Origin of the sequence: Kitasatospora sp. NPDC088779 (assembly GCF_040685395.1) — a bacterium.
Lineage (GTDB): Bacteria > Actinomycetota > Actinomycetes > Streptomycetales > Streptomycetaceae > Kitasatospora.
The window spans coordinates 238,123-258,422 of the sequence record NZ_JBFBHW010000004.1 but is presented as its reverse complement, the minus strand read 5'-3'; the positions used below and the strand labels follow the sequence as shown (position 1 = coordinate 258,422).

The 20,300-nt window shown below is 73.8% G+C and carries 16 protein-coding genes; 11 read left to right on the top strand and 5 right to left on the bottom strand.

The annotated features are described in order from the left end of the window. The first annotated feature begins 2 nt into the window (after positions 1 to 2). The 4 genes from AB0P03_RS05440 to AB0P03_RS05425 all read left to right on the top strand — a co-directional run bounded on the left by AB0P03_RS05440 (position 3) and on the right by AB0P03_RS05425 (position 5,930). Positions 3 to 1,436, top strand: coding sequence for a dihydrolipoamide acetyltransferase family protein (locus AB0P03_RS05440; protein ID WP_363579842.1), 1,434 nt, complete (start codon positions 3 to 5; stop codon positions 1,434 to 1,436). Between the two features lie 360 nt (positions 1,437 to 1,796). After that, the gene (locus tag AB0P03_RS05435) at positions 1,797 to 3,020 is read left to right on the top strand and encodes a benzoate/H(+) symporter BenE family transporter (protein ID WP_363579841.1); all 1,224 of its coding nucleotides are present in this window, start codon (positions 1,797 to 1,799) and stop codon (positions 3,018 to 3,020) included. A 176-nt stretch (positions 3,021 to 3,196) separates the two neighbouring features. After that, positions 3,197 to 4,429: a M64 family metallopeptidase gene (locus AB0P03_RS05430; RefSeq protein WP_363579840.1), complete on the top strand. Its 1,233-nt coding sequence runs from the start codon at positions 3,197 to 3,199 to the stop codon at positions 4,427 to 4,429. Positions 4,430 to 4,559: 130 nt separating this feature from the next. Further along, on the top strand, positions 4,560 to 5,930 hold the full coding sequence (locus tag AB0P03_RS05425) for an MFS transporter (protein ID WP_363579839.1): 1,371 nt from the start codon (positions 4,560 to 4,562) through the stop codon (positions 5,928 to 5,930). A gap of 48 nt (positions 5,931 to 5,978) precedes the next feature. Here the strand turns inward: AB0P03_RS05425 and AB0P03_RS05420 are convergent, their stop codons facing one another. Together AB0P03_RS05420 and AB0P03_RS05415 are read right to left on the bottom strand one after the other, a co-directional pair. Then, complete coding sequence (locus AB0P03_RS05420) at positions 5,979 to 6,827, bottom strand: Bro-N domain-containing protein (protein ID WP_363627890.1); 849 nt, start codon at positions 6,825 to 6,827, stop codon at positions 5,979 to 5,981. Between the two features lie 165 nt (positions 6,828 to 6,992). Then, entirely contained in the window at positions 6,993 to 7,814 is an 822-nt protein-coding gene (locus tag AB0P03_RS05415; protein ID WP_363579837.1) for a maleylpyruvate isomerase family mycothiol-dependent enzyme, read from the bottom strand. Between the two features lie 173 nt (positions 7,815 to 7,987). On the opposite strand from AB0P03_RS05415, the gene AB0P03_RS05410 reads away from it, so the two are divergent. From AB0P03_RS05410 to AB0P03_RS05400, 3 genes are all read left to right on the top strand, one after another. Continuing rightward, positions 7,988 to 8,785, top strand: coding sequence for a carbon-nitrogen family hydrolase (locus AB0P03_RS05410; RefSeq protein WP_063348508.1), 798 nt, complete (start codon positions 7,988 to 7,990; stop codon positions 8,783 to 8,785). 170 nt (positions 8,786 to 8,955) lie between these two features. Then, complete coding sequence (locus tag AB0P03_RS05405) at positions 8,956 to 10,035, top strand: GntR family transcriptional regulator (RefSeq protein ID WP_363627889.1); 1,080 nt, start codon at positions 8,956 to 8,958, stop codon at positions 10,033 to 10,035. A 121-nt stretch (positions 10,036 to 10,156) separates the two neighbouring features. Next, positions 10,157 to 10,804, top strand: coding sequence for a hypothetical protein (locus tag AB0P03_RS05400; RefSeq protein WP_350876643.1), 648 nt, complete (start codon positions 10,157 to 10,159; stop codon positions 10,802 to 10,804). A 201-nt stretch (positions 10,805 to 11,005) separates the two neighbouring features. On the opposite strand, the gene AB0P03_RS05395 is transcribed toward AB0P03_RS05400, so the two are convergent. Then, positions 11,006 to 11,791 (bottom strand): SLATT domain-containing protein, encoded by a 786-nt coding sequence (locus AB0P03_RS05395; protein ID WP_363579835.1) that lies wholly within the window; start codon positions 11,789 to 11,791, stop codon positions 11,006 to 11,008. A 367-nt stretch (positions 11,792 to 12,158) separates the two neighbouring features. Here AB0P03_RS05395 and purD point away from each other — a divergent pair, with 367 nt between their 5' ends. From purD to AB0P03_RS05375, 4 genes are all read left to right on the top strand, one after another. After that, positions 12,159 to 13,406 carry a phosphoribosylamine--glycine ligase gene (purD, locus tag AB0P03_RS05390; RefSeq protein WP_363579834.1) on the top strand — a complete coding sequence of 416 codons (1,248 nt, stop codon included), beginning with the start codon at positions 12,159 to 12,161 and terminating at the stop codon, positions 13,404 to 13,406. 532 nt (positions 13,407 to 13,938) lie between these two features. Then, on the top strand, positions 13,939 to 15,522 hold the full coding sequence (locus AB0P03_RS05385) for a hypothetical protein (protein WP_363627888.1): 1,584 nt from the start codon (positions 13,939 to 13,941) through the stop codon (positions 15,520 to 15,522). A gap of 219 nt (positions 15,523 to 15,741) precedes the next feature. Next, positions 15,742 to 17,355 (top strand): N,N-dimethylformamidase beta subunit family domain-containing protein, encoded by a 1,614-nt coding sequence (locus AB0P03_RS05380; protein ID WP_363627887.1) that lies wholly within the window; start codon positions 15,742 to 15,744, stop codon positions 17,353 to 17,355. A gap of 73 nt (positions 17,356 to 17,428) precedes the next feature. Continuing rightward, a complete protein-coding gene (locus AB0P03_RS05375) occupies positions 17,429 to 18,328 on the top strand; it encodes a phosphoribosylaminoimidazolesuccinocarboxamide synthase (protein ID WP_363579831.1) in 900 nt (299 codons plus the stop codon). A gap of 36 nt (positions 18,329 to 18,364) precedes the next feature. On the opposite strand, the gene AB0P03_RS05370 is transcribed toward AB0P03_RS05375, so the two are convergent. Next, positions 18,365 to 18,985, bottom strand: coding sequence for a response regulator transcription factor (locus tag AB0P03_RS05370; protein WP_350876631.1), 621 nt, complete (start codon positions 18,983 to 18,985; stop codon positions 18,365 to 18,367). A 28-nt stretch (positions 18,986 to 19,013) separates the two neighbouring features. Then, entirely contained in the window at positions 19,014 to 20,246 is a 1,233-nt protein-coding gene (locus AB0P03_RS05365; protein ID WP_363627886.1) for a histidine kinase, read from the bottom strand. Positions 20,247 to 20,300: the final 54 nt, after the last annotated feature.

The window sequence follows — 20,300 nt, the reverse complement described above, 5'->3', positions numbered from 1 at the left end:
AGATGACCACCGAAGTTCGCTCGCTCCGCGAGTTCAAGATGCCCGATGTGGGCGAGGGCCTGACCGAGGCCGAAATCCTCAGCTGGTACGTCAAGCCGGGTGACACCGTCACCGACGGGCAGGTCGTGTGCGAGGTGGAGACCGCCAAGGCGGCGGTGGAGCTGCCGATCCCGTTCAACGGGGTCGTCGATCAGCTCTTCTTCCCCGCGGGCGCGACGGTCGACGTCGGCACCGTGATCATCTCGGTCGCGGTCGCCGGGGAGGCCGGGGCCGCGGCTCCTGTCGCCGCTGCTGCTGTTGCACCCGTCGCCGCCGCCGCGCCGGCCGAACCGGCCGAGCCCGAGCGGCGCGAGGTGCTGGTCGGCTACGGCCCGCGCACCGGCACCGCCCAGCGCCGGGCCCGGCGCACGACCACGAAGACCGTCACCGCGACGCCGGCTCCGGCCGCGCCCGTCGTGCCGGCCGCTCCGGTCGTGTCGGCCGCGCCCGCCTCGTCCGTCCTGGCCGAACATCCCGCCGGGGAGCGGCCGTTGGCCAAGCCGCCGGTGCGCAAACTGGCCAAGGACCTCGGCATCGACCTGCGCGCGGTCGTCCCGACCGGCCGGGACGGCGTGATCACCCGCGAGGACGTGCACGCCCACGCGTCCGCCCTGGCCACCGCGCAGGCCGCCCCGGCGGCGCCGGTCGAGGCCGGGCCGGTCGCGGCGGCGGTGCCGGCGCCGGTCACCGTGGCGGGCGACGTCCGGGTGCCGATCAAGGGCGTCCGCAAGGCGACCGCGCAGGCGATGGTGGCCTCGGCCTTCACCGCCCCGCACGTCACCGAGTTCGTCCAGGTCGACGTGACCCGCACGATGAAGTTCGTCCGCCGGCTCAAGGAGAGCGGCGAGTTGGGCCGGGACGTCCGGATCAGCCCGCTGCTGCTGGTCGCCAAGGCGCTGCTCACCGCGGTCAAGCGGCACCCCGAGATCAACGCGCAGTGGGACGAGGCGGCCCAGGAGATCGTCATCAAGGGCCAGGTGAACCTCGGCATCGCCGCGGCCACCCCGCGCGGTCTGATCGTCCCCAACATCAAGGACGCCGGCGGCAAGACCCTCACGGGCCTCGCCGTCTCGCTGGGCGAGCTGATCGACACCGCCCGCCAGGGCAAGACCTCGCCGGGCGACATGCAGGGCGGGACCATCACCATCACCAACGTCGGCGTCTTCGGCGTCGACACCGGCACCCCGATCCTCAACCCCGGCGAGGCCGCGATCCTCGCCGTCGGCGCGATCCGGGACATGCCGTGGGTGCACAAGGGCAAGGTCGTCCCGCGTCAGGTGACCACGCTGGCGCTCTCCTTCGACCACCGCCTGGTGGACGGGGAGTTGGGCTCCAAGGTGCTGGCCGACGTGGCCGCGCTGCTGGAGCGCCCGAAGCGCCTGATCACCTGGGGCTGACGGCCCGGGACGTCACGAACGGGAAGCCACGGAGGGGCCTTCCCCCACACCGCCGTGTGGGGGAAGGCCCCTCCGCTTCTGCCCGCCCGTCGGCCGTCGCTGGGGGCGAGGCCGGCGGGCGGCGATCAGGACCAGCCGATGACGGACGCGCGCATGACGTGACTCCCCGGGGTCATGGGTCTGACGGCGTGGCTGGGCGAGGACGACGGGCCCGCTCCGGGCGGGGCGGAAGCGCCCCGGCCCCGCCGGTCGCGCCCCCCGTGCCTTCATCCGTACAGACGTGCATCCTCGCCGGGGGTTGCAGGTGGTTTCAAAGACTTTTCCGTGAGCCCCCGGCGCGGCGTTCGGGATACTTCCGGAATGACTGAAGAGCTGACGGTCCGACCGGAGACGGTGCCGGGCGGGGGCGGGGAGCGTCGGTCGCTGCGGCGGGACGTGTCGGGGCCGGCGCTGCTGGCGGGGTTGGTCTGCATCGCGGTGTCGTTCTCGGGTCCGCTGGTGGTGGTGCTCGCGGCGGCGGCCGCCGGGCGGCTGGACGCGGCGCACACGGCGTCCTGGATCTGGGCGGTGGCCATCGGCAGCGGGCTGAGCGGCTTCGCGCTGAGCTGGTGGACCAGGACCCCGGTGATCACCGCCTGGTCCACCCCGGGCGCCGCGCTGCTGGTGACCAGCCTGGGCGCGTACCCGTACCGGGAGGCGGTGGGGGCGTTCCTGGTGAGCGCGGTGGTGGTGACGCTCTTCGGGGTCACCGGCTGGTTCGGCCGGCTGATCGCGGCGGTGCCGACCGGGATCGTCAACGCGATGCTGGCGGGCATCCTGTTCTCCTTCGGCGCCGGGATCTTCGGCGCCGTGCACGGCGCGCCGGTGCTGGTGGTGGGCAGCCTCGCGGCCTTCCTGCTGGCCAAGCGGCTGGCCCCGCGGTACGCCGTCCCGGTGGCGCTGCTGGTGGGCGGGGTGCTGGCGGCGCTGACCGTCGGACTCCCGCTGCACCTGGGCTCGGGCGGGCCGACCCGGCCGGTGTTCACCGTGCCGGCGTTCTCCTGGGCGGCCACGGTGGGGCTGGCGCTGCCGCTCACGATCGTGGTGCTGGCCTCGCAGAACGCACCGGGCCTCGGGGTGATGCGAGCCTTCGGCTACCGGGCGGACGACCGGCTGCTGATCGGGTCGACCGGTGTGGTGTCGCTGCTGCTGGCGCCGTTCGGCTCGCCGGGGGTGAACCTGGCGGCGATCACGGCGGCGATCTGCTCCGGCCCGGAGAGCCACCCCGACCCGCGCCGCCGCTACGTCGCGGGGATGTCCTCGGGCGTGCTGTACGTGCTGGTGGGCAGCTTCGGCGGGGTGCTGGTGAGCCTGTTCACCGGCCTGCCGAAGGAACTGATCGCGGTGATCGCCGGGGTCGCCCTGCTGGCCTCGCTGCAGGGCAGCCTGGCGGCGGCGGTGGCGGACGAGCGGGGGCGGGACGCGGCGGTGGTGACCTTCCTGGCCAGCGCCTCGGGGATGAGCCTGTTCGGGATCGGCTCGGCCTTCTGGGGCCTGCTGTTCGGCCTCGGCACCCACCTGGTGCTGAACCTCCGCAGGCGCTGACGAGGGGCCTGTCATCGGCCACATTCCAGTCATTGGGATGACTGGTGTGGTGAGGGTCATTCGGCCAGGTCGGTGACTTTTTCGGCGCGCGGTAGGGGTGACACACCCGTCCGGGTACGTCTTCGCTCCACCACCCGGGCTACGCCGGGTGACCGGAACCCCGAGGACGCACCCGCATGCCACCTGGCAACCCTGGCCGTCTCGTTCGGAGTCTGGCCGCGCTCGTGCTGGTGTCCACCGCCGTACTCCCCGCCGCCCTGGAGCTGGTCGGCCCCTCGCCGTTCGGTGTGATCGGGCCGGGCGCCCCCGCCGACCGGGCGGTCCCGCCGCACAGCGCACAGCGCGCCGACCGCCGGCCCGTCACGGCCGCGCCCACCGTCGACATACGCCGCACCGGGGACCCGGCCAACCGGATCACCCTGGTCCTGCTCGGCGACGGCTACACGGCCGCCGAACAGGACCTGTTCCGACAGCAGGTCGACCGGGCCTGGCACGCGCTGATGGCCATCGAGCCGTTCCGCACCTACCAGGGGTTCTTCAACATACGGCGGGTCGAAGTGGTCTCCCCGGTCTCCGGGATAGCCGAGACCGAGAGCCGCGGCCGCAACCCCGCCACCCCGCTCGGCATGCACTTCTGGTGCGAGGGCACCGCCCGGCTGCTCTGCGCCGACGAGGCCGCCACCGCCCGGTACGCGGGCGACAGCTCCGGGCCGCAGTACCTGATAGCCCTGGCCAACTCCACCGAGTACGGCGGCGCCGGTGGTACCGGGGTGACCACCCTGGCCGGCGGCAGCCCGGACGCCGGGCGGATCATCCAGCACGAGATCGGCCACACCGTGGGGGACCTCGGCGACGAGTACGACAGCGCCCCGGACGACGCCGAGTACCCGAACCTCGCCACCCTCGACGCCGACGACATGCGCAAGAAGCAGACCAAGTGGTGGCGCTGGCTGGGCGCGGAGTCCCCGGACGGCGCCGGGACGGTCGGCGCCTACCGCAGCGCCAACGGCCTCTACCGGCCCACCCCCGACTCGGTGATGCGCACCCTGGGCAGCGCCTACAACCTGCCGTCGCGCGAGGCGATCATGGAGGAGCTGTACCGCAGGATCCGGCCCACCGACACCCCGTCGCCGCCGCCCGGCGAGGTGAGCGGGCGGCCCCGGCTGAACGTCCGGCCGGTGCCGCTGACCGGCCCGCGACAGCTGAAGGTCGAGTGGAAGGTGGACGGCGTCGCGGTGACGCCGCAGGCCGCCGACGGCTCCTGGCTGGACACCGACCAGCTGAACCTGGCCCCGGGCCGGACGGCCACCGTCACGGCGACCGTCCGGGACACCACCGACTGGGTGCGGGACGAGGCCTTCCGGGACCGCTACATGACCCGGTCGGTGTCCTGGACGGTGACCGGCTGACGCCCGGTCCGCGGAATCCGTGGAGTCCGCGCCCCGTGGAATCCGTGGTCCGTGGAGTCCGTGGTCCGTGGACGATCGACCGCACCCCGCACTGGGCGTCCCATCATGGGATGACTAGTCTGGTCGCACTATGACCGTGGAGCCCGCCCGCTCAGCCGCACCCCTGTCCGTCCCCGCTCCCCGAACCGCCGACCCGACGCCGCCGGTCGCCCCGACGCCGTCCGCCGCCCCCGCACCGTCCCCGCCCGGCGGGCGCGCGGCCTGGCTGGCCTGGTCCATCGGCGTCAGCGTCTACATCCTCGCGGTGATCCACCGCACCAGCCTCGGCGTGGCCGGACTGGATGCCGCCGACCGCTTCGGCATCGGCGCCTCCGCGCTCTCCACCTTCTCGATCCTCCAGGTGCTGGTCTACGCGGCCATGCAGATACCGGTCGGCCTGCTCGTCGACCGGATCGGGCCGCGCCGGGTGCTGCTGCTCGGCGTCGTCCTGCTGAGCTTCGGCCAACTGGCCTTCGCGTTCAGCTCCTCCTTCGCCCCGGCGCTGGCCTCCCGGGCGGTGCTCGGCTGCGGCGACGCGATGACCTTCATCAGCGTGCTGCGGCTCGCCGCCCGGTGGTTCCCCGCCGCCCGGAACCCGTTCGTGGCCCAGCTGACCGGCCTCGCCGGAATGGGCGGCAACCTGATCACCACCGTGGTGCTCGCACAGGCCCTGCACCGCGAGGGCTGGACGCCCACCTTCACCGCGATCGCCCTGCTCGGCGTCGCGGTCTTCGCGCTGGTCGCGCTCTTCCTCAAGGAGGCGCCGGCGGCGGCCGTACGGCCGGTCGAACACCCGCCCGCGCCGCGGCCGAACGTCGGCCGGCAGGTCCGCGCGTGCTGGCGCGAACCGGGCACCCGGCTCGGGCTCTGGGTGCACTTCACCACCCAGTTCCCCGGCAACGCCTTCGGCCTGCTCTGGGGCCTGCCCTACCTGGTGGAGGCGCAGGGCCTCTCCCGGGCCGCGGCCGGCGGACTGCTGACCCTGCTGGTGCTCAGCAACATGGCCTTCGGCTTCCTGTTCGGCCGGGTGCTCTCCGTCTCGGCGCGGGCCCGGATGCCGATCGTCCTCACCGTCATCACGGCCACCGCCCTCGGCTGGGCGCTGGTCCTGGCCTGGCCCGGCGGACACCCGCCGATCTGGCTGCTGTCCGCCATCATCGTGGTGATGGGCAGCAACGGCCCGGCCTCACTGGTCGGCCTCGACTACGCCCGCGCCAGCAACCCGGTGGAGCGCCTCGGCACCGCCTCCGGGATCGTCAACATGGGCGGCTTCATCGGCACGATGATCACCCTCTTCGGCATCGGCGTCCTCCTGGACGGCCTCTCCCCGGCCGGCACCGACTCCTACTCGGCCGACGCCTTCCGCTGGGCGTTCTGCTGGCAGTACGTCCCGCTGGCGGTCGGCACCGTGATGATCCTGCGCCTGCGCCGCAAGGTCGCGGCGGAGGAGAAGGGGCTCTGACCTGCGAAGGGCGTCGAAACTATTGCTTTGGGTGATGGTTTCCCGCCGCTACAGCCCGATGCCCCGGAGCACCTCGGTGATCTCTGGCGGCCGTCCGTAGAGCTGGACCCGGTCGATCACACAGAGCACCGTGCCCTCCGGCGGCATCATCGGTGTGCGAGCCGGATGCGCCCCCGGTCGGGTCGGCTGCTCGGCGGCTTCGTGCCGCATGCGGATCAGGTCCAGCAGCTTCAGTTTTGGGCAGCCGGGGACGATTCGGCTGGCCCGGATTCCGACTCGTTCTTCGCCCGGGCAGGCGAAGTAGGCGCCGAACGGTGGTCCGCTGTCCTCTTCGCGGTTCGGTAGGTGGAGGACCATCTCGCCGTGCTGGCAGTGGACCGTTCCGTCCGAGTGGACGGTCAGGCCGGGCCAGTCCTCGTGGTCGATCTCGGCGACGATCCGTACCTGTTGTCCGATCGCCTCTGCCAGGGTCTCCGCCATCCGCCGTTGCTGGGCGGGGATGTCGGCGTCCCCACGGCGGATGGAGGGGAGGAGGTCTCGGGTGACCCAGTCCCTGAACGGCTGGGCGTCGGGCTTGCTCGACCTCATGATCAAGGTATACAAGCCAGCCTCGCTGATCACCCCGAGCAGTGGGTTTCCGCGCGCGTATGGTTTCCCACCTGCGGAAACGTCGTAACCATCGCTTTTGGCGATGGTTACCAACCGCAGGTCGACGGTGCGGTGCTGGTGGGTCTCCAACCTCTTGACGGCGTCGGGCGGATTACGCCGGCCCAGGACTCGGCACACGTCCGCCGTGACGAACCACGGTTGTCCGTCGATCATCACGACTCTGATGGGTTGGCCCGTGACCGGGAAGCTCGACCGGACCAGGACCATCTGTTGCTGTTCGTCGTCCATGGGGACGCCCCTCCTTCTTCCGGGTGGTGGCGGGAGTGCCCGGAACAACGAGGTCGAACGGGTGAGGTTCTGGTGCTGGATTGACGGATGGATGCACGAGTGGTGCCGACCCGGCGCGCACTCGTGCGTGTACGCCGGGTGGCGTGCGCTGTGGGGTGGCTGGGGTCAGATGGTGACCGCGAAGGCGGACAGGACGCGGTCGGCGAGTTCCTTGTCGCCGTCGATGGTGACCGGGCCGGGGCGGCCGCGGCCGCAGGCGAGCCGGAGGTAGGTCTCCCAGTCCATGGTGAGCTGGACGTCGGGGGCCAGGCTGATCGACTCGTCGACGGTGCCGCGGCCGGTCGAGTCGACCCGGACGGTGCGCAGGAACTCCACGCGGCCGGTGACGTCCAGAACCATGGCCGTTCCGGCCGGGGCGCCGGCCCGGTGGGCGACGGCCTTGGGCAGCAGCCCGAGCAGGACGTCCCGGGCGATCAGGGCGGCCGGGGAGTCGAGGTTGCCGGGGGTGTCCAGGGCCCGGCGCAGGTCCTGCTCGTGCACCCAGACGTCGAAGGCCCGCAGGCGCAGCAGCTCGTGGTACGGCACGTCGCGGCTGTTCGGGCCGGCCGGCCAGCGCACCGGCTCCAGGGGTGTCTGCTTGGCGTTCCGCAGTGCCCGGGAGCGGCGGATGATCGTGTACTCCAGCTCGCTGGTCATCTCCAGAGCGGTGTGGCAGCGGCGCTTGTCGACCGGCAGTTCGATGTAGCGGGCGAAGTCGGTGGTGACGTGGCGAAGGTCACGCGGCAGGGAGTGGATCGGGCGGGGGTCGCCGAGGAGTTCGGACTCGACCGCGATGATGTGCGAGACGACGTCCCGGACCGACCAGCCGGGGCATTCGGTGGCCCGGTTCCAGGAGCCCTCGGGGAGGGGGGCGACCAGCTCCGATATGGACTCGATGCTCTGGGCCCACGCCTCCGTGTAAGCCTGCACGGTCTGGTTGTCCGTCACGGGAATCTCCGGCCCTCCGTCAGCTTCCTTGCCCTCTGCGCCCGGCCTCCCCGGTCGGCCGGGATGGTCCGGCTTCCAGGCGCACACGCTAACCGCACGTTACGCTGCCGGGAGACAGCTGGGCAGCGCTTTCGGGTGACGATCGTAGGTCTCTTGCCGTGGACGGTGGTACTGTGCGCGCTTCATTGATCCAACTCGGGGTCTCCGACGCCGAGCCGCCCGCCGAACGGCGGGCCCGGGCCGCCGCGCTGGTCCGGGCGCAGCAGGGCGCGGACCTGGTGGTCCTGCCGGAGCTGTGGCCGCTCGGCGGCTTCGCCTACGACCTGTGGTCGGACGGCGCCGAGACGCTGGACGGTCCCACTTCGGACGCGATGGCGGCGGCCGCGCGGGCGGCCGGGGTCTGGCTGCACGCCGGTTCGATCGTCGAGCGCGACCCGGACGGGCCGATCTACAACACCTCGCTGCTGTTCGCCCCGGACGGCGAGCTGGTGCACACCTACCGCAAGATCCACCGCTTCGGTTTCGACAGTGGCGAGGCGGTGGTGATGGGCGCCGGGCAGGAGATCGTCACCGCGGCCACCGACTTCGCCACCCTGGGCCTGGCCACCTGCTACGACCTGCGCTTCCCGGAGCTGTTCCGGGCGCTGCTGGACGCCGGCGCGCAGCTGCTGGTGGTTCCGGCGGCCTGGCCGGCCCGGCGGCGCGAGCACTGGACGCTGCTGGCGCGGGCGCGCGCGGTGGAGGAGCAGGCGTTCGTGCTGGCCTGCAACACGGCCGGGACGCACGCCGGGGTCGAGCAGGCCGGGCACAGCATCGTGGTGGACCCGTGGGGCCGGGTGCTGGCCGAGGCAGGCACGGAGGAGCAGGTGTTGACCGTCGAGTTCGATCCGGCCGAGGTGGGCAAGGCCCGCGAGGAGTTCCCGGTGCTGCGGGACCGCCTGCTGGGGATCCCCGCGCCGGTCCAGCGCTGATCCTGGCCCGCCCCGGTCCGGTCCGGGCGGGGGCGCCGGGGCCTCCGGGGGGTTGGTTTGTACCTTCTCGGGGCGGGTTTGAGAAGATGAGCACTCGTCGTGTTCCCCGCCGCTCGTTGGCCGGTCCGCCGAGGGGCGGCCTGATCGGCCCGCCCCAGGAGGTTGCGCGCATGCCCGGCAACGGCGCAGGCGACACCCGTCCCGTCATCCAGCGCAACAGCCTGCGCGAGCAGATCGCCGGTGCGCTGCGCGAGGAGATGATGGCCGGCCGGTTGGCGGCCGGCCGCAACTTCACCGTCAAGGAGATCGCCGAGCTGTACGGCGTCTCGGCGACCCCGGCCCGCGAGGCGCTGGTCGACCTCGGTGCGCAGGGGCTGTTGCGGGCCGAGCACCACCGCGGGTTCACCGTGCCCGAGCTGGGCTGGGACGACTTCCTGGAGATCTTCGAGTCCCGGGTGCTGGTCACCGACAGCTACTACCGTCAGTTCTCCGCACGCAGGGCGCTGCCGGACCTCGCCAGGCTGCCCTCGCTGCGCCGCCGGGCCGACGCGGCGGTCCGGGCCGCCCGGGCCGGGAACCTGGACGTGATGGTGGGCTGCGACCGCCGGTTCTGGCAGGAGGTCGCCGCGCAGATCGGCAACCGCCGGATCGGCGACTACCTGGACTGGCTGCGGGTGCAGTCGTGGATGTTCGCCGCGCCCTACCTGCGGGAGCTGCCCGTTCTGGCCGAGGTCTGCTGGGACCGCCACCTCGACCTGGTCGACGCCATCGGCGCGCGGGACCTGGTCGGCGCGCACCGGATCATCTGCGAGTACAACCTGTACACCGCCCGGCTGCTGGCCGGGCTGGCCGGGCGGCCGCTGGAGTCGGTGACGGTGCTGGGGCTGCTCACCGAACCCCTGGACGGCGATCCTCTGAATAGCGATCCCCTGAATAGCGAACCCCTGGACGGCGAGCCCGGTGGCGGCGGGCTCCTGGACGGCGCGCCCGTGCCGCCGGCCCCGTCCGCCGAAGCCCCGCCGGTGGCGGCCGAACTGGCCCCTGGCCAGGCGTTCGACCAGGTCGGGAGGGGCCGGCGCCGGCCGGGCGAGGAGGTCGGCCGGGAGCTCGGCCGCGAACTCGGGCTGGGCCTCGGCCTGGTGCCGCAGCCGCGCTCGGTGCCGTACGGCCGGTTCGGCCGGCGGCTGCCCGAACCGCCCCCGGACGCACCGCAGGGACGGCCCGACCCGCGCCCGGCCCCGGGCCGGTAGGGTGGGCGGTCGTCGAACCGGGCGTCCCGCACAACGGCCGTCCGGGTACCGACCCCGACCCCGCCCCCGTCGTCGTCCCGCCCTGCGGGCGACCCCGTCGCCCGGAGAGGAACTGCCGGCCATGGCCTGCGACCTCTGGCTCGTCCCGCTCGTGGACGTGCTGAGCCACAGCCCCGACAATCCCTTCAGGGACGATCTCGCCCTCTACAACGCGGTGTTGGCCTCCCGCGGGCTGCCAGAGGTGCCGGTCTACCAGTACGTCCCGGGGCTGAGCGGGGCGGTCGAGCCGATAGCCGCCTTCGACTACGACTCGCTGCACTTCCTGCGCCGTGCCTACCTGCTGGGCCTCACCGGGCTGGACATCACGCCGGTGGACTCGCTCGGCGGCGACTACGAGCAGCTGCTGGAGATGTTCGAGAGCAGTGCCGAACAGTCGCACCTGGTCTGGCACTTCGACCACGCGGGCGCCTACGTGCCGATAGAGTTCCCGGCGCCGCTGGTGGACGACGCGCTGCTCGCCTCCGGCGGTCCGCTCGGCTCCAGCCACGGGCTGCTGCGCGAACTGCAGGCCGTCGCCCCGGCGCTGGGCCTCGACCCGCTCAACCCGCCGGACCCGACCCGGCCGCTCGGCCCGACCGGCCTGGAGCAGCCGTTCGGGCCGCCGCTGGACGACCTGCACCCCTTCGCCCGCGAGCGGCACGCCTGGGCGGGCCTGTACGCGGCGGCGACCCGCAGCCTCGCCCAGGGCTCGATGGTGGTCTTCGCCTGAGGCGTCCGGCAGCCTTTTGCCCGAGGCGTCGCCCGCCGCGTCCGCCCGGGCGCCGTACCCTCCCGCCGCGTCCGCCCGGGCGCCGTACCCTCCCGCCGCGTCCGCCCGGGCGCCGTACCCTCCCGCCGCGTCCGCCCGGGCGCCGCACCCTCCCGCCGCACCGGCCCGCCCGCCACGGCAGGCGGCCCGCCTTCCCGCCCGCTACCGCAGCGGCCCCTCCGGCGGCCGCTGGCGCGGCATGGTGGGCCGGGTGCCCGGCGGCGGCAGCACCCGCACCTGGGCGCCCACCCCGCTCTCGCTGCGCCCGCCCCAGGTGCCCGGGGCCTGGGTGGGCAGCTGGGTCATGGACGCGCGGAACTCCAGCATCCACTCCGAGGTCTCGGTGCGGACCATGTCCGAGACGTCCTCGCAGAACCGGCGCAGCACGCCGAGGCAGCGCTCGGCGGCTTCGCCCGCGGTGCCCTCGGTCGGGCCGAGCACCTCGCGCACGCACTCCGACGCCCAGTCGAACTGGAAGGCCTCCAGCCGGCGTTGCAGCGCCTGCGCGGTGCTGACGTCACGCATCCAGCCGGAGGTGAGGCCGAACACCCGGTCGGTGCCGTGGCAGGCGGCGGCGAGCGCCAGGCCGACGTAGCCCCAGCTGGTGCCGTGTGAGACCGCGCCGGTCAGGTCGACCAGCGGCGCGGTCACCCCGCCCACCGCGAAGCCGGCCGTGCCGAACCGCAGCAGGCGCGCCCAGCGGCGCTTCCAGATCCGGTCCTTGCGGTACCACTCGATCGCCTCGACCGCCCGCTCCTCGGACCAGCGGTACAGCTCCTCCAGGCGCTCGGCCGGCTCGCCCCAGTCCCCGAGCGGGAACTGTCGAGTGCTCAGATCGGTCCGTCGGCGGGTGGACGCCTGGCGGGCGATGGTCGCGGCGGGCGGGTCCTCCTCGCCGATCTCCTTGCCCCAGGCACTCTCCTCGGGCTGCATTTCCGGCTGGCTCACCTGTGGGGCTCCCTGTGGCGGGCGGACTGCTGGGTCTGGCGGTCCATCGGCTGACGCGACGTCTGCCGTTGGTTGTCCAACAGCACTTCTTACCGCCAAATGGCTGACCATGGGGTCGCTTCCCCGGTGATCGTTACCGGATTCGGCCACCGGAACCCGGGATGGAAGGGATGCGGGGGTCGGCGAGATTTCACCCGTCCGAGGGAGGGGCCGGTGACCCGCCGTCCTGACTCGGGCACCCGGTGCGCACCGAGCCGGTCCGAGTTGGAGGTTTCTCCGACATCCTCGGCGTACGGACCGCCCCGACTGGAGGATCGGACGGGACCGGAGAGCGGCCGGAACTGGCCACCGACTACCCTTGCCAAGCGTGAAGGTCCTCGTCATCGGCGGCGGCGCCCGCGAACACGCCCTGTGCCGCTCTCTGTCCCAAGATCCCGCCGTCTCCGAGCTGCACTGTGCCCCGGGCAACGCCGGGATCGCACAGGTGGCGACGGTCCACCCGGTCGACCAGCTGAACGGCGCGCAGGTCGCCGACCTGGCCGTGCGGCTCGGCGCTGCCCTGGTCGTCGTCGGCCCGGAGGCCCCGCTGGTCGCGGGCGTCTCCGACGCCGTGCGCGCGGCCGGCATCCCGGTGTTCGGCCCGTCCGCCGAAGCCGCCCGACTGGAAGGCTCCAAGGCCTTCGCCAAGGACGTGATGGCCGGGGCCGGCGTGCCCACCGCCCGCTCCTACGTCTGCACCACCCCGGCCGAGGCCGCCGAGGCGCTGGACGCCTTCGGCGCGCCGTACGTGGTCAAGGACGACGGCCTGGCCGCCGGCAAGGGTGTGGTGGTCACCTCCGACCGCGCGGCCGCGCTGGCGCACGCCGCCTCCTGCGAGCGCGTGGTCATCGAGGAGTACCTGGACGGCCCCGAGGTGTCGCTGTTCGCGATCACCGACGGCACCACCGTCGTCCCGCTCCAGCCCGCGCAGGACTTCAAGCGCGCGCTGGACGGCGACGAGGGCCCCAACACCGGTGGCATGGGTGCCTACTCGCCGCTGCCGTGGGCGCCCGCCGGGCTGGTCGAGGAGGTCCAGCGGAGCGTCCTGCAGCCGACCGTCGACGAGCTGCGCCGCCGGGGCACCGAGTTCTCCGGCCTGCTCTACGCGGGCCTCGCGCTCACCTCGCGCGGTACCCGGGTGATCGAGTTCAACGCCCGCTTCGGCGACCCGGAGACCCAGGTCGTGCTGGCCCGGCTGCGCACCCCGCTGGCCGCCGTCCTGCTGGCCGCCGCCACCGGCACCCTGGACCAGCTGGAGCCGCTGCGCTGGGACGAGGGCGCGGCCGTCACCGTGGTCGTCGCCTCCGAGGGCTACCCGGCCGCGCCGCGCACCGGTGACCCGATCGAGGGCCTGGCCGAGGCCGAGGCCGACGGCACCGCGTTCGTCCTGCACGCCGGTACCAGGGCCGACGAGGACGGCCGGGTGCTGAGCGCCGGCGGCCGCGTCCTGTCGGTCACCGCGACCGGCGCCGACCTGGTGGAGGCGCGCGACCGCGCGTACGCCGCCGTGGACCGGATCGCCCTCAAGGGCGGCCAGCACCGCACCGACATCGCCCTGAAGGCAGCCACCGAGTAGGGCCTGCCCCGCCTCCGCCCGCAGGGCGCCGCGCACCGTGGGATTTCCCCCCATGGACGCAGCGCCCTGCGGCGTTTCCGGGGCGGGAGTGACTCCGGGGGCCGGCGCACCGTTCGGCGGCCGGATTCCAGCCCATCGGGTGACAGCACCCGCATCCGGCTGACGTAGCCGGGCGCCCGGCCTTATGGTGCGCTGGATCGCAGTGCGACGTGGCCGTGCGCCGGGGTCGCCGCCGGGTAGCGGTGTTCCCACGGGGGGATGCTGGACGGCGTCCGGCCGGGCGGGTGCCCGGGTGCTTCGCACCGGACCGGTCGTGACCGTCCGGAATCCGGGCGGTGTCACCGGGACGAGTGGAAACCGGGGCGATCCGGAACACCCACTCGGGCCGGTGCGTCGAACATGGCAGAAGCGCCACACAGCATGCACTACCGGGGATCGGACGCCTCCGCTTCCCGGTCGGAACTGATCGTTTCGAGTCGGCTCAGGGCCCGTCGCCGGGCGCCCGAGGGCTCCGAAGGGGGTGCCGCACCGTATGGCCGCAGTCGACACCGCGCGCGCTCACGCCCAGGCGGTCCTGCGGGTCCGTGGTCTCGCCCTGGCCGCCGCCGCCATGCCCGCCGCCGTCGCGGTGGTCCTGCTCGCGGGCCGGTTCACCGGGCGGATCGGCGCACCCGGCTCCTCCGACGCCGTCGGGTGGGACGCCGCCCGCTGGGTGGTCTGCGCGGTGGCCGCGCTGACGCTCCTGGTGGCCGGGCTGACCGCCCGCGCCTACCACCGGGCCGTCCCGCCCCGGACCCCGGCCGTTCCGCTGAAACGCGCCGAGGCACCCGAGCTGTACCGGCTGATCGACGAACTCGCCGACCGGCTGGACGTGCCCGCGCCCTCCACCGTGGCCCTCACCCCGGACTGCGACAGCTGGCTGGAGGACGTGCCCCCGGTGCGGCGGGCCCGCCCGTTCCGGGCGCACCCCGAGCCGCCGGGCCCGGTCCTGGTGATCGGCTCGCCGTTCCTGTGGTGGATGCGGGCCGGCGAACTGCGCGCCCTGCTCGCCCCCGTGGTGGCCGGCACCGCCGCCTCCGCCGACCCGGAGATCGCCGCCGCCCGCCGCTTCCTGCGCAGCCTGGACGCCAGCCTGGACTCCGGCGAGGGTGCCGCCCCCGGCCTCGGCGGCGGCACCCTGGCGGGCCCGCCCCGGCCGCCCCGCCGCGGTCCGGCCGCGCTCGCCGAGCGGATCACCCGCGGGATCACCCGCCGGCTGCTCGGCGCCTGCCGAGGCCACGCCGCCGAGTTGGAGCGCTCCGTGGCGAGCTGGGCCTCCGAGCAGGCCAGGACGGTCGACTACGGCCTGCGGATCGCCGCCCAGGAGCAGGTCGGCCTGGCCTACGCGGGCTGGGACCGGCTGCTCACCCGGGTCGCGCTGCCCGCCTGGCGGCTCGGCCGCCACCCCGCCCACCTCAACGCCGGTGTCGTCTCCGCCCTCACCGAGCTGTCCCGGCGCGACCGCCTGGCCGACGGCTACGGCACCCGGCTCGGCGACCGTCCCGCCTGCGACCTGCTGGAGGAGCCCGGCACCGTCGACCGGGCGGTCTCCCGGCTCGCCGCCGAGCTGTTCTTCGGCAGCCCGGCCGCCGGAGGCTGGCACGAGCTGGAGTGGACCGACTACCCGGCCGACGTGGTGGACGCCGGCTGGCGGGCCCGCGCCGCCGCCCTCCAGACCGCCCTGGACCGGCTCGCCCCCCAGGCCCGCCCCGGCTCCCCGACGCTCACCCGGCTGCTGGTCCGGCTCGCCGAGGGCGAGGGGGAGCAGCTGGCCGCCGCGCTGGCCGCCCAGCTGGCCCGCACCACCGCCCCGGCCCCGCTGCTCGAAACCGCCCGCAGCGGCCGTGACCTGCTGGTCGACCACGTCACCGCGATGGTCTGCTGCGCCGCCGTCGACACCGCGGGCGGCGCGCCCGGCCTGGACTGGCTGGACGGTCCGGTGCTGCTGCTGGGCGGGATCCGCCGCACCGACCTGGCCGGGCCGGTCGCCCAGGCCGTCGAACAGGGCCAGGACGGCCCGCTGCGGGCCTGGCTGGACGCCGCCGACGTCCGTCTGGAGAAACCCGTCCGGTTGTGAGCCGGACAGGCGGCGCTCGGCGCTCCGGCGCGCGCCCCCAAACCGACCGGCGGGCGGCCGTCTCCGCAGGCCGGAGGCCCGGCCGGGGGAGGGCGTGAGATTCCCGGCACCAATTGCGACCGCAGGGTGACGGAGCGCCAGCACTCTGTGGTGTATTAGACCGCACGCACATCCGGGGGGCACGTGCCAACCGGGCGGAAGTGCACCTGGGAGGGGCGCGTGGGCACGGAACTCAACCGCCGCTGGGAGTCCGGAACGCACGCTTACAGCGTCTCCGACCCCTTCGGCCAGGGCCCACTGCCCTGGCTGCGCAGCCCGGACCAGTACCTGGCCGGCGCCGAGGGCGCTGTCCCCTGGTACGTCTCGGTGGACGCGCCCGGCCAGCGGCCGCTGGCGGCCGGCGCCCGGCCCAAGCCGCCGGTCGGTACCCCGCAGAGCGCCAACGACGTGGACCAGCAGATCAAGGGCTTCGCCTCGGCCGGGGTGATCCGCCCCGGCGGTTCGGTGGACTTCCGGGTCACCGTCAACCCGCCCCGCGAGTTCACCGTGGACGTCTGGCGGATCGGCCACTACGGCGGCGACGGCGCCCGCCACATGACGTCCAGCCCGCTGATCGCCGGGCTGGCCCAGCCCGCCCCGCTGGTGGTCGAGCGGACGGTCTCCTGCCACCACTGGTGGCACTCCTGGCGGTTGCAGATCCCGGTGCACTGGAAGCCCGGCGCGTACGTCGCCGTGCTGACCACCGCGGACATGCTGCACCGCAGCCACATCCCGTTCACCGTCCGGGACTTCGAGGACCGGGAGCACGCCGCCGAACTGCTCCTGGTGGTCCCGGACGTGACCTGGCAGGCCTACAACCTGTTCCCCGAGGACGGCCGCAGCGGCGCCAGCCTCTACCACGCCTGGGACGGCCGGGGCGGCCTGGTCGGCGAACCGGAGGCGGCCGTCACGGTCTCCTTCGACCGCCCGCACGCCACCGCCGGGCTGCCGCTGCACGTCGGCCACGCGTACGACTTCATCCGCTGGGCCGAGCGCTACGGCTACGACCTCTCCTACGCCACCGCCACCGACCTGCACGCGGGCCTGGTCGACCCGGGGCGGCACCGGGCGCTGATCTTCCCGGGCCACGACGAGTACTGGTCCGAGCCGATGCGCCGGGCCGTCGAGCAGGCCAGGGACGACGGCACCTCGCTGGTGTTCCTGTCCGCCAACACCATGTACTGGCGGGTCGAGCTGACCGCCGCCGCCTCCGGCGAACCCAACCGGCTGCTCAACTGCCGCAAACGGCAGAAGGTCCAGCCGGGCAGCCCGGCCGCCGGGGTGCCCGGTTCGGCCAGCGCGCTGTGGCGGGACGCCGGCGAGCCCGAGCAGCAGGTGCTCGGCCTGCAGTACTCGGGCCGGGTCGCCGCGCCCGTCCCGCTGATCGCCCGGCACACCGCGCACTGGCTCTGGGACGGCACCGGCCTGCAGGAGGGCGACGAACTGCCCGGCCTGGTCGCCGGCGAAGCCGACCGCTACTACCCCAAGGTGGCGCTGCCCGAGCACACCGAGCGGGTGCTGCTCGCACACTCGCCGTACCAGGACCTCGCCGGCCGGACCCGCTACCAGGAGACCTCGCTGTACCGGGCGCCCAGCGGCGCGTACGTGTTCGCGGCCGGCACCTTCGCCTGGTCGCCCGCACTGGGCCGCCCCGGCCTCACCGACGAGCGGATCCAGCGGGCCACCGCCAACCTGCTCGACCGCCTCGGCAAGAACGAGGCCTCCTTCGGCCGGGCCTCCCTCACCCGGAACGGGGCCGCCCTCGGCCAGAAACGGGGCCTCGGGGGTTCGTGAAAGACTGCGGGGGCAGTGACCTCCCCTTTCGCGCGCCCCACGCCCGCGAACGACCCCTGAGGACTGAGACACCTTGAGCGGATTTGTCACCAAGCCCGAGCCGGTCCAGGTGCCCGGCCTGGTCCACCTGCACACCGGCAAGGTGCGCGACCTCTACCGGACCGAGTCGGGCGAGCTGGTCATGGTCGCCAGCGACCGGATGTCCGCCCACGACTGGGTGCTGCCGAACGAGATCCCCGACAAGGGTCGCGTCCTCACCCAGCTGTCCCTGTGGTGGTTCGAGCGGATCGCCGACATCGTCCCCAACCACGTGATCTCCACCGAGGTCCCGTCCGGCGCCCCCGCCGACTGGAAGGGCCGCACGCTGATCTGCCGCAGCCTGGACATGGTCCCGGTCGAGGCGGTCGCCCGCGGCTACCTGGCCGGCTCCGGCCTGGCCGAGTACCAGGAGAACCGCACGGTCTGCGGCATCGCCCTGCCGGAGGGCCTGGAGAACAGCTCCGAGCTGCCCGCCCCGATCTACACCCCGGCGCTCAAGGCCGAGGTCGGCGAGCACGACGAGAACGTCTCCTACGAGGAGACCGCCCGCCGGATCGGCGCCGACCTGGCCGCCCAGCTGCGCCGCACCACCCTGGACGTCTACGGCCGGGCCCGGGACATCGCCCGCGACCGCGGCATCATCCTGGCCGACACCAAGTTCGAGTTCGGCCTGCTGGACGGCGAGCTGCTGATCGGCGACGAGGTGCTCACCCCGGACTCCTCCCGGTACTGGCCGGCCGACGAGTGGCGGCCCGGCCGCTCGCAGCCGTCCTTCGACAAGCAGCTGATCCGCGACTGGCTGGTCTCCCCGGCCTCCGGCTGGGACCGCTACAGCGAGCAGCCGCCGCCGGAGCTGCCGGCCGAGCTGGTCGAGCAGACCCGCGCCAAGTACATCGAGGTGTACGAGCGGCTGACCGGCACCGCCTGGGCCTGACGCCCGGCCGCCCGCGAGCCGTGCCCGTGTTCGGACCTAGATCCAGCCGTGCTCGCGGGCGATCCGCACCGCCGCGTGCCGGTTCTCGGCGCCCAGCTTCCCGGCCGCCGAGGACAGGTAGTTGCGGACGGTGCCGGGGGACAGCGCCGCCCGTTCGGCGATCTCGGTGATCGAGGTGCCGTCGGCGGCCAGCTCCAGGACGTCCGTCTCGCGCGGGGTGAGCGGGGTCTCGCCCGCGCTGATCGCGTCCGCGGCCAGCTCCGGGTCCACGTACCGGCCGCCGGCCCGGACGGTCCGGATGATGCCGGCCAGGTCGGCCGCCGAGACGGTCTTCGGCAGGAAGCCGCGCACCCCGACCTCCAGCGCCCGCTTGAGGTAGCCGGGGCGGCCGTGGCCGGTGACGATCATGCAGCGGCAGTCCGGCAGCAGCCGGCGCAGTTCGGTGGCCACCTCGATGCCGTCCTTGCCGGGCATCTGGAGGTCCAGCACCGCGACGTCCGGGCGGTGGGCCTGCGCCATCGCCAGCGCCTCCGGGCCGGAGCCGGCCTCGGCGACCACGGTGATGTCCTCCTCCAGGGAGAGCAGCGCGGCCAGCGCGCCCCGGATCAGGTGCTCGTCGTCGGCGAGCAGGACGCGCACGGGTGCGGGGTCGGTCATCGGGCGGTCCTCCGTCGGTGGGTGCGGGTCAGAGCGGGACGGCGGCGAGCATCCGGAAGGTGCCCTGGGCGGCCTCGGGGATGGTCAGCTCGCCGTCGTGGGCGGCCAGCCGTTCGCGCAGGCCGCGCAGTCCGGTGCCGCCGCCCAGCGAGGGGAGCGGGACGGCGGGCACCCCGTCATTCTCCAGCTCCAGGACGGCGCGGCCGTCCTGGAGGTTCAGCCGGATCAGGCAGTGGGCGGCCTCGCTGTGCCGCAGCACGTTGGTGGTGGCCTCGCGGATCACCCAGCCGAGCACCGACTGGATCGGCGGCGGCAGTTGGTCGGCGTTCTCGCCGAGGTCGATCTCGCAGGCGACGTCGGCGCTGCGCAGCACCGCGCGGGCGCCGATCGCCTCGGCGTGCAGGTCGGCGGTGCGGTAGCCGCGGATGACGTCCCGGACCTCGCGTTGCGACTCCTGGGCGATCCGCTGCACCTCGGCCATCTGGTCGGCGGCCTCCGGGCGCCCGCGGCGGGCGAACTGGACGGCGAGTTCGCTCTTGAGCGCGATGGTGGTGAGGTTGCGGCCCATCACGTCGTGCAGGTCGCGGGAGAACCGCAGCCGCTCCTCGGCGACGGCCAGCCGGGACTGGGCCTCGCGGGCGGTCTCCAGCTCCCAGATGATCGCGGTCACCCAGGCGAAGCTGCGGCAGGTGCCGACGAGGAAGGTCAGGCTGATCGCCGCCCCGACCGCCAGTCCGGCCGTGGTGGCGGGGCTCATCCCGGCCAGCAGCATCGCCGGGGCGATCAGCAGGATCAGGCCGAGTCCGGCGGCGAAGACCTGGCGCAGGGGCAGGCCCACGCTGATCGGGCCGATGGCGGCGCACAGCATGGCGATGGCGATCGCCGCGGTGAACGGCGTCCCTCCGGGCCGCCCGGGTTCGGCGGAGGACGGGCCCAGCAGCAGGACGGCCCAGGAACCGGCGACCGAGAGTGCGCTGTTGACGATCAGCCAGCGCAGGTGCTCGGTGGGGCGGTGCAGGTAGTGGTCGAGCGAGGTGCGGAACGCCCGGAGGCAGAGCAGGGTGGAGGCGAGCGAGACGACCACGGTGACCCGGACGGCGTCGACCGACCGGTCGATGTTCGTGACGGAGGAGGCGCTGAGCACCAGGTTCACCGGAACGATGCACCAGGCCACCATGTAGAGCGACCAGCGGAAGTACAGCTCGGCGCGTTGGGGCTTGCCGAAGCCCTTCCATCTGCGGACCGGCCCCTGGACGGCCATCGAATCGCTCCCCGTTTCGATCAAGATCGTGTCGCTACCTTCATATCAGAGGCG